This window comes from Terrabacter sp. 2YAF2 (assembly GCF_052114705.1).
Taxonomy (GTDB): domain Bacteria; phylum Actinomycetota; class Actinomycetes; order Actinomycetales; family Dermatophilaceae; genus Terrabacter.
On record NZ_JBFRFG010000004.1, the window covers coordinates 160,677 to 176,498 of the forward strand.

At 73.0% G+C, this 15,822-nt stretch carries 14 protein-coding genes; 10 read left to right on the forward strand and 4 right to left on the reverse strand.

The features are described 5' to 3' along the window. The first annotated feature begins 82 nt into the window (after positions 1-82). The 6 genes from AB4030_RS06130 to AB4030_RS06155 are packed head-to-tail and all read left to right on the forward strand — an operon-like array spanning position 83 to position 5,852. Positions 83-847, forward strand: coding sequence for an SCO2322 family protein (locus AB4030_RS06130; RefSeq protein ID WP_442278312.1), 765 nt, complete (start codon positions 83-85; stop codon positions 845-847). Positions 848-862: 15 nt separating this feature from the next. Next, the gene (locus AB4030_RS06135) at positions 863-1,948 is read left to right on the forward strand and encodes an energy-coupling factor transporter transmembrane component T (RefSeq protein WP_442278313.1); all 1,086 of its coding nucleotides are present in this window, start codon (positions 863-865) and stop codon (positions 1,946-1,948) included. Next, positions 1,945-3,567: an ABC transporter ATP-binding protein gene (locus tag AB4030_RS06140; RefSeq protein ID WP_442278314.1), complete on the forward strand. Its 1,623-nt coding sequence runs from the start codon at positions 1,945-1,947 to the stop codon at positions 3,565-3,567. The genes AB4030_RS06135 and AB4030_RS06140 overlap by 4 nt, the downstream gene beginning before the upstream one ends. Next, complete coding sequence (locus tag AB4030_RS06145) at positions 3,564-4,421, forward strand: ECF transporter S component (RefSeq protein ID WP_442278315.1); 858 nt, start codon at positions 3,564-3,566, stop codon at positions 4,419-4,421. Before AB4030_RS06140 ends, AB4030_RS06145 begins: the two co-directional genes overlap by 4 nt. Next, a complete protein-coding gene (locus tag AB4030_RS06150) occupies positions 4,418-5,056 on the forward strand; it encodes a bifunctional adenosylcobinamide kinase/adenosylcobinamide-phosphate guanylyltransferase (RefSeq protein WP_442278316.1) in 639 nt (212 codons plus the stop codon). The genes AB4030_RS06145 and AB4030_RS06150 overlap by 4 nt, the downstream gene beginning before the upstream one ends. After that, on the forward strand, positions 5,049-5,852 hold the full coding sequence (locus AB4030_RS06155) for an adenosylcobinamide-GDP ribazoletransferase (protein WP_442278317.1): 804 nt from the start codon (positions 5,049-5,051) through the stop codon (positions 5,850-5,852). The genes AB4030_RS06150 and AB4030_RS06155 overlap by 8 nt, the downstream gene beginning before the upstream one ends. Positions 5,853-6,256: 404 nt before the next feature. On the opposite strand, the gene gcvT is transcribed toward AB4030_RS06155, so the two are convergent. Then, positions 6,257-7,375 (reverse strand): glycine cleavage system aminomethyltransferase GcvT, encoded by a 1,119-nt coding sequence (gene gcvT, locus AB4030_RS06160; RefSeq protein ID WP_442278318.1) that lies wholly within the window; start codon positions 7,373-7,375, stop codon positions 6,257-6,259. 122 nt (positions 7,376-7,497) lie between these two features. Here gcvT and AB4030_RS06165 point away from each other — a divergent pair, with 122 nt between their 5' ends. Then, a complete protein-coding gene (locus AB4030_RS06165) occupies positions 7,498-8,967 on the forward strand; it encodes a leucyl aminopeptidase (protein ID WP_442278319.1) in 1,470 nt (489 codons plus the stop codon). A 73-nt stretch (positions 8,968-9,040) separates the two neighbouring features. Here the strand turns inward: AB4030_RS06165 and AB4030_RS06170 are convergent, their stop codons facing one another. Next, complete coding sequence (locus AB4030_RS06170) at positions 9,041-9,229, reverse strand: DUF5302 domain-containing protein (RefSeq protein WP_442278320.1); 189 nt, start codon at positions 9,227-9,229, stop codon at positions 9,041-9,043. Between the two features lie 170 nt (positions 9,230-9,399). Further along, on the reverse strand, positions 9,400-9,747 hold the full coding sequence (locus tag AB4030_RS06175) for a hypothetical protein (RefSeq protein WP_442278321.1): 348 nt from the start codon (positions 9,745-9,747) through the stop codon (positions 9,400-9,402). A gap of 204 nt (positions 9,748-9,951) precedes the next feature. Between AB4030_RS06175 and lpdA the strand changes: the two genes are divergently transcribed. The 3 genes from lpdA to AB4030_RS06190 are packed head-to-tail and all read left to right on the forward strand — an operon-like array spanning position 9,952 to position 14,167. Continuing rightward, on the forward strand, positions 9,952-11,331 hold the full coding sequence (lpdA, locus tag AB4030_RS06180) for a dihydrolipoyl dehydrogenase (protein ID WP_442278322.1): 1,380 nt from the start codon (positions 9,952-9,954) through the stop codon (positions 11,329-11,331). 31 nt (positions 11,332-11,362) lie between these two features. Next, a complete protein-coding gene (gene sucB / locus AB4030_RS06185) occupies positions 11,363-13,234 on the forward strand; it encodes a 2-oxoglutarate dehydrogenase, E2 component, dihydrolipoamide succinyltransferase (protein WP_442278323.1) in 1,872 nt (623 codons plus the stop codon). A gap of 24 nt (positions 13,235-13,258) precedes the next feature. Further along, positions 13,259-14,167, forward strand: a complete 909-nt coding sequence (locus tag AB4030_RS06190; RefSeq protein ID WP_442278324.1) for a TIGR01777 family oxidoreductase — start codon at positions 13,259-13,261, stop codon at positions 14,165-14,167. Here the strand turns inward: AB4030_RS06190 and AB4030_RS06195 are convergent. Then, a complete protein-coding gene (locus tag AB4030_RS06195) occupies positions 14,145-15,683 on the reverse strand; it encodes a serine/threonine-protein kinase (protein ID WP_442278325.1) in 1,539 nt (512 codons plus the stop codon). The two genes, AB4030_RS06190 and AB4030_RS06195, sit on opposite strands and share 23 nt — an antisense overlap. Between the last annotated feature and the right edge of the window lie 139 nt (positions 15,684-15,822).

A 15,822-nucleotide genomic window follows, 5' to 3' on the forward strand; every position in this document is an offset into this window, starting at 1 on the left:
CGTGGAATGCGGACCGGAGTCACCCCGCCGGGCCGGCTCCAGCCAGCGACCCGACATGGTGTCCCACCGCGAGGAGGAAACCATGTCCCACGTTCGTCGCTCCCCCAGTCGCGCATCCAGTGGCGCACCCGTTCGGGTCGTGCTCGCCGCCGTCGTCGCGGCCTGCCTGTCCGCCCTGACCCTCGCGCCGGCTCACGCCGCGGCCTACCGCTACTGGGGCTTCTACCAGCTCACCGGCGGCACCTGGGCCTACGCGCAGAAGGGCCCGGACCAGACGGTCCCCAAGGACGGCGCCGTCGACGGCTGGCGTTTCGCCGTCGCGGATGAGTCGTCCACCCGCTACCCCCGCGCCGTCCTCACCTTCGACCAGGTCTGCGGATCGACCCCTGCCGAGGCCGGCAAGAAGCGCGTCGGTCTCGTCGTCGACTTCGGGCGCCCGGCGGATGCCGCCGACGGCGCGACCCCGCCCGAGCCGAAGGCCCTGTGTGCCGTCGTCGCCACGGACGCCACGAGCGCGGCCGTGCTGGCCAGGGCCGGTGACGTCCGCACCGAGAAGGGACTGGTCTGCGGCGTCGCCGGCTACCCGACGAGCGACTGCGGCGGCGCCGTCAAGGAGGTCAGCCCGGAGGCGAAGGCCGCCGACCAGCCGGTGACCGTCGCCGCGCCGACAGCCACCCCCTCCGCGTCCGCGACGACCCCGGCCACGGGGACCGACGTCGCCGCAGCGCAGACCTCGGGCACGTCGGGTGGCAGCGTGGCGGCATACGTCATCGCGGGCCTCGTCCTGCTCGCCCTCATCGCCTACCTGCTCGTGCGCTCGCGTTCGCGCGCCCGGCAGGACGGCTGAGGAGCCCCGACCACCGTGACGCGGCTCCCGCTCAAGGCCCGCCTCCAGCACCCCGCAGCCTGGTGGCTGTGGGGTGTGGGGCTGGCCACGGCGGCATCTCGCACGACCAACCCGGTGCTGCTGCTCCTCGTCATCGGCGTCTGCGTCCTCGTCGTCAGCGAACGCCATGACCCGGCGACGGTCAACCCGCTGCCGGCCTTCCTCGTCATCGGCGCCGTTCTCGTCGCCTTCCGCATCGTCATGACCGCGCTGCTCGGCAACGGGATCGTCGGTGAGACGGTCGTCGTGACGCTGCCGAGCGTGCCGCTGCCCGACTGGGCCGCGAGCATCCGCATCGGTGGCACCGTGACGCTCGAGTCGCTGCTGTATGCCGCCTACGACGCCCTGCGCCTCGCCGCGGTCCTCGCCTGCCTCGGTGCGGCCAACGCGCTCGCGAGCCCGCGTCGGCTGTTGCGCTACCTGCCCGCCACGCTCTACGACGTGGGGACGGCCGTCGTGGTCGGACTCACGTTCGCCCCTCAGCTGCTGACCGACGCCCGGGACGTGCGGGCCGCTGGCACGCTCCGCGGCCGCGACGGTCGGGGGCTGCGCGAGATGGCCCGTCTCACGGTGCCCGTGGTCGAGACCGCGTTCGAGCGGTCGCTGGGACTGGCCGCGTCGATGGAGTCGCGGGGCTACGGCCGCGCGGTCCGCTCGACCACGACGAGCCGGAGGGCCGCCACGGGGCTCGCGCTCGCCGGCCTCGTCGGCGTGCTCGCCGGCCTCTACGGCCTGCTCGACTCCTCGGCCGGCGGCGTGCTCGGACTACCGGTGCTCGTGCTCGGGGCCCTCCTCGCCGGCTCCAGCCTGGTCGTCGGCGCCTCGCGCGACCCGCGGTCGGGTCACCGCCGCGACCGGTGGACGTGGACCGAGACCATGACGGTCGTCGTCGGCGCCGTGCCGGCCGCCGTCCTCGTCGTCGCCTCGGCGCGCGGCTGGGAGGGCCTCGTCCCCAGCCAGCGGGCCGAGCTGCCTGCCGTCCCTCTGCTCGCGGTGCTCGCCGCCCTCGTCGCCGCGTCGCCCGCCTGGTTCACACCCCGTCCCCGGGAGGTCGCCTCGTGATCACCTTCGAGAACGTGTCGGTGCAGTATGCCGGCGCCCCCGCCCCCAGCCTCCATGACGTCACGCTCGCGGTTCCCGAGGGCGAGCTCGTCCTCGTCGTCGGTCCCACGGGCAGCGGCAAGTCGACCCTGCTGCGCACCATCAACGGGCTCGTGCCGCACTTCAGCGGCGGCACGCTGACGGGCCGGGTCACCGTCGACGGGCTCGACACCGCCGAGCACCGCCCGCGCGACCTCGCGACCGTGGTCGGGCTCGTCGAGCAGAACCCGTCGTCGACGTTCGTCACGGACGTCGTCGAGGACGAGGTCGCCTACGGCATGGAGACGATGGGCCTGGACTCGACGACGATCCGCCGCCGCGTCGAGGAGACGCTCGACCTCTTCGGCCTCACGCCGCTGCGCGCGCGGTCGCTGCGCACCCTCTCGGGTGGCCAGCAGCAGCGTGTCGCGATCGCCGCCCTCTTCGCCGCAGGACCCCGGGTGCTCGTGCTCGACGAGCCGACATCGGCGCTGGACCCCGTTGCCGCAGAAGAGGTCCTGGCCTCGCTCCATCGCATCGTGCACGACCTCGGGGTCACGGTCGTGCTGGCCGAGCACCGGCTCGAGCGGGTCGTCCACCACGCCGACCGCGTCGTCCTCGTCGACGACGGGCACGTGTCCGATCTGCTCGACCCCGCCGAGGCGATGCTGCGCTCGCAGATCTACCCTCCCGTCGTGGGGCTCTCGCGCCTCGTCGGGTGGTCGCCCACCCCCCTGTCGATCCGTGACGCCCGCCGCAAGGCGGCCGGCCTGCGCGATGCCCTCGGCGCCAGCACGCCGCGCCCCGCGGCCGACCTGCGCGTCATCGGCCCCGGCGACGCCGTGCAGCTCTCCGGCGTCCGGGTCTCGCGCGGCGGCCGGGTCGTGCTCGACGGTGTCGACCTCGACGTGGCCCGCGGGTCGGTGACGACGTTGATGGGCCGCAACGGCGCCGGCAAGTCGACCCTGCTCGGCGCCATCGCGGCACAGCACCGGCTCGTCGGCGGGCGAGTGCGGGTGGGCGCCCAGGGCCTCGACCCGCACGCCCGCCCGCCGCGGGAGCGGGTGCGCACCGTCGGGCTCGTGCCCCAGCAGCCCGAGCTGCTCCTCTACGCCGACTCGGTCGCGGCAGAGTGCGCAGCGGCCGACGAGGACTTCGCGGCGGGACCCGGCACGGCTCGCGCCCTGCTCGACCGCATCTCCGGCGGGATCGACCCCACCGTTCATCCACGGGACCTGTCCGAGGGGCAGCGGCTCGAGCTCGCGCTCGCCGTCATCCTCGCCGGGTCGCCCGAGGTGCTCCTGCTCGACGAGCCCACGCGTGGCCTCGACTACGGCGCCAAGAAGCGCCTCGGAGAGGTGCTCACCGGACTCGCGGCCCAGGGCACGACGGTGCTCCTCGCCACCCATGACGTCGAGCTGGCGGCCGAGGTCGCCGATCGCGTCGTCATCCTCGCCGACGGCGAGGTCGTCACCGACGGGCCCGCCCGCGACGTCCTCGCGTCGTCGCCCGCTTTCGCGCCGCAGGTGACCAAGGTGCTGCTCCCCCAGACCTGGCTCACCGTCGCCGAGGTCGCCGGTGCGCTCGCGAGAATCGCATGACCGGCCGTCGGGTGATCCCGCTGCGGTGGCCGGCCGTCGTGGCGGTGGCCGCGGTCGGTGTCGTCGGGGTCGTGGCCTTCACCTGGCCCTTCTTCGTGACAGGGGACTTCGCCCGCGACCACGGCAACGACGCGCCGTGGCTCTTCGCCGTCCTCCTCGGGCTGCTCGCAGTCGTCTGTCTCGCCGAGGTCACGGCCGGCCGCCTCGACGCCAAGACGATCGCGGTCCTCGGGGTGGCGGCAGCAGCCGGCGGCGGCCTGCGGCTGCTCAGCGCCGGCACCGCGGGCCTCGAGCCGATGTTCTTCGTCGTCATCGTCGCGGGCCGCGTCCTCGGTCCCGGGGTCGGCTTCGTCTCCGGCGCGCTGGCCGTCACGACCGGTGCCCTGCTGACCGGCGGGGTCGGTCCCTGGCTGCCGTTCCAGATGATCTGCGCCGGCGGCATCGGCCTCGGCGCCGGCGTGCTCCCGGCCCGAGCGGGAGGACGCGCCGAGCGATGGGTGCTCGCGGCATACGCCCTCGTGACCGGACTGGGCTTCGGGCTCGTCATGAACCTCTGGTTCTGGCCGTTCCTCGGCGCCAACTCCCCCAGCGGCATGGGCTTCGTCCCCGGTGCTCCCCTGAGCGAGAACCTCGCCCACTACGGCCTCTTCTACCTGGCGACGTCGCTCGGCTGGGACCTGCCCCGGGGCGTGCTCAACGCCGTGCTCGTCGTGGTCGCAGGCCCGGCGCTGCTGCGGGTCTTCCGGCGCGGCGCCCGCCGAGCAGCCTTCGGGGTCCCCGTCGTGTTCCAGCCGGCGACCGTCGCGGAGGGCCGCCCTGGCACGTCGCTCCCCGACGCGGAGCGCCCGCGGTGAGCGGGCGACCCGACGGCGGCGCGATCGACGCGACCGGTGCATCCGGCGTCGGCGCGGCCCGGAGCACGACCCTGATCACCGGCCCGGTCCGCAGCGGCAAGAGCCGGCACGCAGAGGACCTGCTCCGGGACCACTCCGACGTCACCTATGTGGCGACCGGGCGCCGGGCCGACCCGAGCGACCCGGAGTGGAGCCGGCGCGTGCACGCGCACCGCGGGCGCCGGCCCGAGTCCTGGCTGACCGTCGAGACGGTGGACGTGCCGCGCGTCATCGCCGGCGCCAGAGGGCCCGTGCTCGTCGACTGCCTCGGGACGTGGATCACCGCCGTCGTCGACGACGCCGGGTGGGACGACCTTGACTCCGCATCGGCGGCGGTGGCTCGTCAGGGCGCCCAGCTCGTCGAGTCACTCTGCACGGCAACGGTTCCCGTCGTGGTCGTCACGAACGAGGTCGGGTGGTCGCTGGTGCCCACGACGGCGTCCGGACGGCTCTTCCAGGACGAGCTGGGCCGGCTCAACGCCCTCGTCGCCGGTGTGGCCGCTCGGGTGCACGTTGTCGTCGCGGGTCGCGTCATCGACCTCAGTGACGCGCCCGTCGTGCCCCGGGAGCCGAGGCCCAGGACCCTCGATGCGTGACGCCTGGCGGCTCGCGGTCGGCACGTTCACGGCGCTACCGGTCGATCCACCGGGCCGCGTCGACCGAGCGGTCCTCGGCCGCGCCATGCTCCTCGCCCCGCTCACCTGCGCGCCTGCGGCGGCCGTCTGGAGCGCGTTCGGCGCGTTGTCCACGACGGGGTGGGCGCCCGCGGGGGTCGTCGCCGTGCTGGCGCTCGTCGTTACGGCACTGCTGTCCCGCGCCCTCCACCTCGACGGCCTCGCCGACCTCGCCGACGGGCTCACGTCGGGCCATGACCCGGCGCGGTCACTCCAGGTCATGCGGCGTGGAGACACCGGACCGGCCGGCGCGGCAGCCCTCGTTCTCGTCCTCCTGCTCGACGCCGCCTGCCTGACCGTCCTGCTCGGCAGTGCGACCGGGACGACGCTGGCCGTCGTGGCCCTCGTGGCCAGCCGTCTCGCCTGCGCCGTGTGTGCGCGCGACGGCATACCGCCCGCGCGCCGGGAGGGGTTGGGCCAGGGCGTGGCGGGGACCGTGGGCAGGTCCAGCCTGGTGGGGCTGGTCGTGGCCGTCGGAGCCTGCGCCGCCGTCGTGAACGCCTGGCTCTCCCGACCCGGTGTCGCGTGGTGGGCGGCGGCTCTGGCCGGCCTCGCCGTGGTCCTCACCGCGGCGGCGGCGGCCGTGGTGGTCCGCCGCCAGGCCGTGCGGCGCCTCGGCGGCGTCACGGGCGACGTCTTCGGAGCAGCCATCGAGGTTGCCCTCGCCACCGCCCTCGTCACGGCAACCGTCGCCGTGACGGCCCTGCACCGCCCCTGACGACCCCTCCTCAACCGTCGAGAGGCCACGTGTGGCCGCCCCAACCTCGTCGAGAGGCCATGACCGGCCGGCCCGTCATGGCCTCGAATGCCGTCAAGCGGCACTTGGTGGCCTCTCGACGGTTGGCAGGCGGCCGCACGTGGCCTCTCGACGGTTGGCAGGCGGCCGCACGTGGCCTCTCGACGGTGGCAGGCGGCCGCACGTGGCCTCTCGACGGTTGGCAGGCGGCCGCACGTGGCCTCTCGACGGTTGGCAGGCGGCCACACGTGGCCTCTCGACGGTTGCCAAGCGACCACACGTGGCCTCTCGACGGTTGGCAGGCGGGCGGCTACACGTGGCCTCTCGACGGTTGGCGGGTGGCAGCGTCAGGGCACCACCCGGCATACGCCACCGAGGGCACGGGGTCAGCCCTCGCGGACCTGCACCTGGACGAAGGGCGGCTTGACAACCGTCGCCTCGAGGGCGCGACCGCGCACGTCGATCGACACGGTCTCGCCGTCGGCGATCTCGGGGTTGAGGAGCGCGAGCGCGATGCCCTGCTTGAGGGTGGGCGAGAACGTGCCCGAGGTGACCTCGCCCGCCGCGGAGCCCTGGAACGACACGGTGCAGTGCGCGCGCGGGATGCCGCGACCGGTCACGAGCAGGCCACGCATGAGGCGCGTCGGGTTGGCTCGCTCCGCCTCGAGCGCCTGCTTGCCCCAGAAGGTCTCCTTCTTCCAGCCGACGGCCCAGCCGGCGCGGGCCTGCACGGGCGAGATCTGCAGCGAGAGGTCCTGGCCGTGGAGCGGGTAACCCATCTCGGTGCGCAGCGTGTCGCGGGCCCCGAGCCCGCACGGCTTGCCGTCGAAGCGTGCCACGGCCTCGACGAGGGCGTCCCAGAGGGCCGGGGCGTCGTCCCAGCGCGGGACGAGCTCGTAGCCGCGCTCCCCCGTGTAGCCGGTGCGGCACACGATGACGGGGACGCCCTGCCAGTCCGCCTCCACGAACGACATGTAGTCGTGGCCGGTCGGCAGGCCGAGCGACTCGAGCACCTCGTCGCTCTTCGTGCCCTGGACGGCGATGACGCCGTAGTCGCGGTGCCGGTTCGTGACCGTGATGCCCTCGGGCGCGGCGGCCTGCAGGCGGCGGACGACCTCGGCGGTGTTGGCGGCGTTCGGGATGAGGAAGACGTCGTCGTCGGACTTGAGGTAGACGATGAGGTCGTCGACGACGCCGCCCGACTCGTCGCAGCACAGCGTGTACTGCGCCGACCCGGGCTGGATGCGCCGCACGTCGTTGGTCAGGCAGGCGTTGACGAAGTCGGCGGCGCCCGGGCCGGTCACCGAGGCCTTGCCGAGGTGGCTGACGTCGAAGACGCCGACGCGCTCACGCACCGCGGTGTGCTCGGCGACGACGCCGCCGCCGGGGTACTCGATCGGCATGTCCCAGCCGCCGAAGTCGGCCATCTTGGCGCCGAGGGCGACGTGGCGGTCGTGGAGGGGTGAGGTCAACGGGGAGGTCGTCCCCGACGTCGCTGTCGTCATGGGCGCCAACCTACCGCTCGGCAGTCCGGCCACCGCCGCTCGTTATCATTCGAGCGACGCCCCGGACCCTCGGGACGCGCTGAACTCGTGCGCCCGCAAGCACCTCGACAAAGGAGTCCCTCGTGGCCAACCTGACCATCTCGAACCGCTCGGCCGCCGACACCCCGGCCGACGCCCTCGTCGCGGCGCTCGTGCCGGGTGAAGGCGGTGCGATGCTGGCGCCCGGCCACGGCCTGCCTCGCAAGTCGGTGTCACACCTCAAGTCCGTCATCGCAGACCTCGAGCTGGCCGGCAAGGTCGGCGAGGTGACGACCCTCGCCGCCGTGCCGGACGTCGCGGCGAAGCTCGTCGTGCTCGCCGGTGTCGGGGCCCTCTCCAGCGAAACGGGCGCCCTGGAGGACGTCCGGAAGGGCATCGGCGGCGCGATCCGCTCCCTGAGCAAGAAGAAGAAGGTCGCCGTCATCGTGCCGGGCACCTCGGTCGAGGTCGTCTCCGCCGTGGCCGAGGGCGTGGCCCTCGGGGCGTATGCCGTGTCCAAGGCGGGCACGACGAGCACCGACGCCGTCGCCTCGGTCGCGCTCGTCGGTCCCGCCGACGCAGCCTCGCGCAAGGCCGTCAAGCGTGCTGCGGCGCTCGGCGAGGCCGTCGCGTACACCCGCGACCTCGTCAACCTCCCGCCGAACCTGCTCTACCCGGAGACGTTCGTCGACTCGCTCGCCGACCGCGTCAAGGGCACCAAGGTCAAGCTCAAGTCCTACGACATGAAGGCGCTGCGGGCCGGTGGCTTCGGAGGCACCGTGGGCGTGGGCCAGGGTTCGGCCAACGACCCGAGGATCGCCGTCCTCAGCTACGCCCCGGCCCGGGCCAAGGCGTCCATCGCGTTCGTCGGCAAGGGCATCACGTTCGACTCGGGCGGCCTCTGCATCAAGCCCGCGAACGGCATGCTGACGATGAAGTGCGACATGGCCGGGGCCGCCGCGGTCGCAGGAGCCGTCCTGGCCATCGCCGAGCTCGGTCTGCCCATCGCCGTCACGGGCTACCTCGGCCTGGCCGAGAACATGCCGAGCTCGACGGCGCAGCGCCCGAGCGACGTCGTGACGATGCGCGGCGGCAAGACCGTCGAGGTGCTCAACACCGACGCCGAGGGGCGCATGGTGCTCGGTGACTGCATCGCCCTCGCGTCGGAGACCAAGCCCGACGCGATCGTCGACATCGCGACCCTGACCGGCGCCCAGGTCGTCGCGCTCGCCAACACCGGGGCCGTCATGGGCAACGACGACGCCTTCCGCACCCGGGTGCTCGAGGCGGCGGCGGCGGTGGGCGAGGCGATGTGGCCGATGCCCCTGCCCCAGGAGCTGCGTCCGGCCCTCGAGTCCATCAACGCCGACCTGGCGCACAAGGGTGGCGTCGAGGGCGGCATGCTGACGGCCGGCATCTTCCTGTCCGAGTTCGTCGGCGAGGGCATCCCGTGGAGCCACCTCGACATCGCCGGGCCCGCCTTCAACGACAAGGCGCCGACGGGCTACTGGCCCAAGGGCGGCACGGGCTTCGGCGTGCGCACCCTGGTAGGGCTCGCCGAGTCCTACGTCTGAGGCGTTCCAGCTCGTCTCGCGCGAAGAGGCCACGTTCCGCAGGGAACGTGGCCTCTTCGGCTACCAGGGTCGGTCAGCCGCCGGACTTGCGACGGAACATCTGCTGGGCCTTGGCGGGGCCGTGCGCCCCGTGCACCTTGGAGTGGTCGTGGTCGTCGGAGACGTCCTTGCCACCGTGCGCGTGCTTCTTGTCGAGGGCGGCCCGGAACTTGGCCTTCATCTCCTCGCTCGGACCGCTGGATGCGCCATCCTGCTTCGACATTCGAGAACCTCCTGTGTGCTGCGGCGCCGGATCCGGCACGGACTGAACATCTTTCACCCTGTCAGCGAACCGGGGCCCGGTCCACTCTCTTTCCTCTGCGCCCAACCGACAAGCGAGCCGACGAGGCCGTATGCCGCGTCGCCACGTCGCCGTGCGGGCGTGTCACTCGGTCAGGCGTCCCCCTGCCGACGGCGCTTGCTCCACTCACGCATCCGGTTCGGGTAGCCGGTCTGGTTGACGTCGTAGACGGGAACGCCGAGCTTGTGGCTGATCTCGAACCCGTCCCTGGGCGAGGCCACCGCGCGGCGCGTCCACTCGCCGTCCCAGGCGATGAGCACGATCGTCGTCGGCGTGACGCTGGTGGCGGGCTCGACGTAGGCCTCGACCCCGAGACGGGACTCGACGAACGACCGCAGGTGCTGCTCGACCGCCTTGCGGTCGATCTCCATCTTCGGCCCGTCAGAACGGCCGGGACGCGTGTCGCCCTTGCGGCCGCCGCGTCGTGAGAACCAGCCCATGTCGGCACTGTACGTGGTCGCCGCGTGCACACGGGCGCAGCACGCGCGGGCGCGACGACCTGCCTGTGCCGTCTCACAGGATCAATGACAAGATGCTGTTGCACGACCGGCCGTACGCTCACTCGCGCGTACTCCCGCACGTCCCCCGTTCGGCTGCCGCACGACGGCAGGAGCGGACGATCCACCCCGAAGGAGCACATCCACATGTCGGCTGATGCCGCCAGCGACTACGACGTCGTCATCCTCGGTGGGGGGTCGGGCGGCTACGCCTGCGCCCTCCGGTCGGCAGAGCTGGGGCTCTCGGTGGCACTCGTCGAGAAGGGCAAGCTGGGGGGCACGTGCCTGCACCAGGGCTGCATCCCCACCAAGGCACTGCTCCACGCCGCCGAGGTCGCCGACGTCGCGCGTGAGGGTGCGCAGTTCGGGGTCAAGACGACCTTCGAGTCCGTCGACATGACTGGCGTCAACGCCTACAAGGACGGTGTCGTCTCCCGACTGCACAAGGGTCTCCAGGGCCTCGTCAAGGCTGCCACCATCGACTACGTCGAGGGCGCGGGCGTCCTCGACGGCCCGCACACCGTGGTCGTGGGTGACCGCCGGCTCACCGGGCGCAACGTCGTGCTCGCGACGGGCAGCTACGCGAAGTCGTTGCCCGGTCTCGAGATCGGCGGCCGCATCATGACGAGTGAGCAGGCCCTTGCCATCGACCACGTGCCGGCGCGCGTCGTCGTGCTGGGCGGCGGCGTCATCGGCGTCGAGTTCGCCTCCGTCTTCCGGAGCTTCGGCTCCGAGGTGACGATCGTCGAGGCGCTGCCCCGACTGGTCGCCGCCGAGGACGAGACCATCAGCAAGCAGCTCGAACGGTCGTTCCGCAAGCGCAAGATCTCGTTCAAGACCGGCGTCCGCTTCGCCGGCGCGAGCCAGCACGGCGACGTGGTCACCGTGTCCCTGGAGTCGGGCGAGACCATCGAGGCCGACCTGCTGCTCGTCGCCGTCGGCCGTGGGCCCGTCACCGACGGGCTCGGCTACGAGGAGGCCGGAGTCATTGTCGACCGCGGCTTCGTGCCCACCGACGAGCGCCTGCGCACCAACGTCGACGGGGTCTACGCCGTCGGCGACATCGTCCCCGGCCTCCAGCTCGCGCACCGCGGCTTCGCCCAGGGCATCTTCGTCGCCGAGGAGATCGCCGGTCTCGGACCGGCACCCATCGTCGAGAGCGGCATCCCGCGTGTCACGTACTGCGACCCCGAGATCGCGAGCGTCGGCCTGACCGAGGCCCAGGCGCGCGAGAAGCACGGTGACGTCGCGACGTACGAGTACAACCTCGGCGGCAACGGCAAGTCCCAGATCCTCGGCACCCAGGGCTTCGTCAAGCTCGTGCGCCAGGTCGACGGACCCGTCGTCGGCGTCCACATGATCGGTGCCCGGATGGGTGAGCAGATCGGCGAGGCACAGCTCATCGTCAACTGGGAGGCACACCCGGAGGACGTCGCCGGTCTCATCCACGCACACCCCACACAGAACGAGGCTCTCGGCGAGGCACACTTGGCCTTGGCGGGTAAGCCCCTGCACGCACACGCTTGAGCCAGAAACTGGGAAGAGGAGAAAACACGTCATGTCAGAACGCGTGACCATGCCGGCCCTGGGTGAGTCAGTCACCGAGGGGACCGTCACCCGCTGGCTGAAGAACGTCGGTGACCGCATCGAGGTCGACGAGCCGCTGCTCGAGGTCTCGACGGACAAGGTCGACACCGAGATCCCCTCCCCCGTGGCGGGCACCCTCCAGGAGATCCTCGCCCAGGAGGACGACACCGTCCCCGTCGGCGCCGACCTCGCCGTCATCGGAGACGGCAGCGCGCCGGCCTCCGGTGGCGAGACCCCGGCCGCCGAGGCGCAGCCGGAGCCCGAGCAGGCCCCCGAGGCGGCGGCTGCCCCGGCGCCCGAGGCACCGAGCACCGAGCAGGAGCCGCAGGCGGCGACGAGCGAGCCCGAGGCCCAGCAGGCCGAGCAGCCGCAGGCGGCCGCATCCTCCTCCTCCGGCGGCGAGGGCCAGACCGTCACGATGCCCGCTCTCGGTGAGTCGGTCACCGAGGGCACCGTCACGCGCTGGCTGAAGTCCGAGGGCGACGAGGTCGCCGTCGACGAGCCTCTCCTCGAGGTCTCGACCGACAAGGTCGACACCGAGATCCCGTCGCCGGTCGCCGGCACCCTGACCAAGATCCTCGTCCAGGAGGACGACACGGTGCCGGTCGGCGCCGACCTGGCCGTCATCGGTGGCAGCGCTCCCGCAGCAGCATCCGCGCCCGAGCCCGAGAAGGCCCCCGAGCCCGAACCTGAGCCCGAGCCCCAGAAGGCGCCCGTCGCCGAGGCTCCGGCGGCTCCGGCGGCTCCGGCGGCTCCGGCGGCTCCCAAGGCCCCCGCACAGGAGACGTCGGAGGAGGCGACCCAGGAGGCCGCCGGCAAGCCGGCCGACGCCGAGCGCCCCCCGGCCCAGCAGTCCCCCGAGGCGACCGCACCGGCCGCCGCGGCACCGTCACGCGACGACGCCGCGGCCTATGTCACGCCGCTCGTGCGCAAGCTCGCGAACCAGCACGGTGTCGACCTCTCCGACATCACCGGAACCGGGGTGGGCGGCCGCATCCGCAAGCAGGACGTGCTCGACGCGGCCGAGGCTGCCAAGGCCCCGGCCGAGCCGGCCCCGGCTGCACAGCCGGCCGCCTCCGCCGCTCCGGCGGCCCCTGCCGCGTCTGCCGCACCGAGTGCGACGGCGTCGGTCTCGCCGAAGCGTGGCACCCGGGAGAAGATGACCAGGCTGCGCAAGGTCATCGCCACGCGCATGGTCGAGTCGCTGCAGGTCTCCGCCCAGCTGACCACCGTCGTCGAGGTCGACCTGACCAGGGTGGCGCGCCTGCGGGCCAAGGTGAAGAGCGACTTCGAGGCCCGCGAGGGCACCAAGCTCAGCTTCCTGCCCTTCCTCGCGCTCGCCGCCACCGAGGCCCTCAAGGCGCACCCGATGGTCAACGCGAGCATCGAGGGCGACGAGGTCGTCTACCACGGCAGCGAGAACCTCTCGATCGCGGTCGACACCGAGAAGGGACTCATCGTCCCGGTCGTCAAGAACGCCGGCGACCTCAACATCGCCGGCCTCGCCCGTGCGATCGCCGACGTCGCCGCGCGCACGCGCAGCAACAAGATCACGCCTGACGACCTCGCCGGCGGCACCTTCACGATCACCAACACCGGTAGTCGTGGCGCGCTGTTCGACACGCCGATCATCAACCAGCCGCAGGTGGCCATCCTCGGCACCGGCGCGATCGTCAAGCGCCCCGTCGTCGTCACCGACGCCGACGGCGGCGAGACCATCGCGATCCGCTCGATGATGTACCTCGCGCTGTCCTACGACCACCGCATCGTCGACGGGGCGGACGCCGCTCGCTTCCTCGGCACGATGAAGGCCCGGCTCGAAGAGGGCCAGTTCGAGGCCTGAGATCCACCGCATGAGGAGCACGCCATGACGAAGCGCGTCGCCATCACCGGCTCGTCCGGTCTGATCGGCGGCGCGCTTCGTCGTGCGCTCGCAGAGCGGGGTGACGAGGTCCTCCGCCTCGTGCGTCACTCCCCCGCCGCCCCGGACGAGGTCCAGTGGGACCCCGCCCGTGGGCGCCTCGACGAAACGGCGCTGGACGGGGTCGACGCGGTCGTCAACCTCGCCGGTGTCGGCATCGGTGACCGCCGCTGGAACGCCGAGCACAAGCGTGAGGTCGAGCGGTCGCGCACCGACGCCACCGGCACGGTCGCGCAGGCCTTGGTCGCGCACCGTGACCGCACCGGCGTGGCCATCCGTCTCGTCAACGCCTCCGCGGTCGGCTACTACGGCGACCGCGGCGAGGAGCACCTCACGGAGACGAGCGCGCCGGGCCAGGACTACCTCTCGGGTGTCGTCGTGCGCTGGGAGGGCGCGGCGCAGCCGGCCGTCGACGCCGGGCTCCCCGTGGCGTTCGCCCGCACCGGTCTCGTCATGGCCCAACACGGCGGCGCGTTCGAACAGGTGGTGCTGCTCGGCCGGCTGGGCCTCGGCGGCCCGATGGCGTCGGGCCGCGAGTGGTGGCCGTGGATCACCCTGGTCGACGAGGTGCGGGCCATCCTGCACCTCATCGACCGCCCTGAGCTCGTCGGACCGTTCAACCTCGCCGCGCCGGGATCCGCCCGCCAGCGGCAGATCGCGTCGGCCATCGGCTCCGCGCTGTCTCGTCCGGCGTTCGTCCCGGCGCCCCACTTCGCGTTGCGTGCCGTCATCGGCGAGTTCGCCGACTACGTCATCGCCAGCCAACGGGTCGAGCCCGAGGCGCTGCTGGCCTCCGGGTTCACCTTCGAGCACCCCGACCTCGAGGGCGCGGTCAGGTGGCTGGTGCGGCGCTGATCGCGCTGATCCGCCACCCCTGTGCTCCACGCACGATGCGGAAGTCGAGCCGACGCCCCACGTCGGCGGCCCTGTCGAGACGGGCGCCCGTGGACGTGACGACGACGTATGCCGTCCAGTCCACCCGGGCACGCACCACCGCCTCCGAGGGCGAGCCGGACACGAACAGGGCCTCGGCCACCTCGAGCCGGAGCCCCTCCCACCGGATGCGCGCGCCCACGAGCCCTGCGACGAGGGTCCGGTCGCTGGCGAGGCTCGGCGAGCCAGGTGCGTGGACGTCCGCCAGCGCAGCCTGATCCCGAGCGACCAGCGCGGCGGCGCGGCGGTCGCTGAGGGCCTGCAGGAGCTCCTGGGTCCGCGCCGCCGGACTCGTCGCGTCGCGGAGCACGCGGCCGTCAGCGCTCGGCGCGGGTAGCGCGGGTGGCGGTGCGACGGGTGTGGGCGGTGCCCCCGGGCCGGTTGCCGTCCGGGTGGGGACCGGGGCTGGTGGGGTTGCGACAGGTGCCGTTGGGGTTGCGACGGGGCGCACGTCTGGCCCGCGTGCCGCCAGCGCCCAGCCGGCTGCGGCCAGCAGCGGAGCCGCGACGACGGCCGAGACGACGAGCCGTCGGGGCCAGCGCCGCCGTGGAGGCTGGATGACGCGGGGGTCACGACCGGCGTCTGCGCGGAGCCGGTGGGTCAGGGCCGAGGCCTCGTCCGAGCCGACCACGACCTCCACCGGTTCGGGCTGGACCGCGTCGTAGAAGAGCCGGGCGAGCTCGGCAGCACCGGGCCGGAGCCCGGGCTCGGGGTCGATGGCCGCAGCGACGACGTCGGCGAGGCCGGCTCCGACATGGCTGACGACCGTCTCGTGGTCGAGGCGGATCATGGTGTCGGGTGCGCCGTTGCCGGTCAGGCAGAACCAGGCGACAGCACCGAGGGCATAGACGTCGGCGGGCTCGTTCGGCTCGGACCCAAGGCGAACCTCGGGGGCGACGAACCCCGGTGTGCCGTGCACGGCACCGGGCTCACGCCCCGCCACGCGCGCGGCCCCGAGGTCGAGCAGCACGGGGCGCCCGTCGGGGGTCACCGTGATGTTGGCGGGCGAGATGTCGGCGTGCAGACCTCCCGCCGCGTGCAGGTGGGCGACGGCCTCGCACACGGGGGTGAGCACGGTGACCACCTCACCCGGCCGCAGATGACCGCGGCTGCGCACCATGCCGACGAGCTGTGCTCCTCGGACGAGATCGAAGACCAGCGCCTCGCGGCCGTCGGCGAGCGGGACCACCGACCGCAAGGGCACGAGATGGTCGTGCTGCACGGCGAGCAGGACCTGCTGCTCGGCGATCGCCTGGTGCCGGTCGATCTCGTCGCGGCCCCGGTGAGGCACCTTGATCGCCACGCGCCGCCCGGACGCATCGGTGCCCGACCACACCACGGCCGAGGAACCGGTCCCGATCACGGCCTCGACACGGTGCCCCGGGATCTCGGGCCGTGCCGGAGACCGCGGGTCCCGCGGTGGCTCGTTGTCGGTCATCCCCTCATGCAAGCAGCCCGACGGCCACCACGAGCCGGTCATCCACAGGCACGAGAACGCCCGGGCACGGTCCCGAGCCGCGAGGACGACGCAGGTGACAGGGGGTGGCGCCACACGGCATACGCAGGCAGGAGCAGGG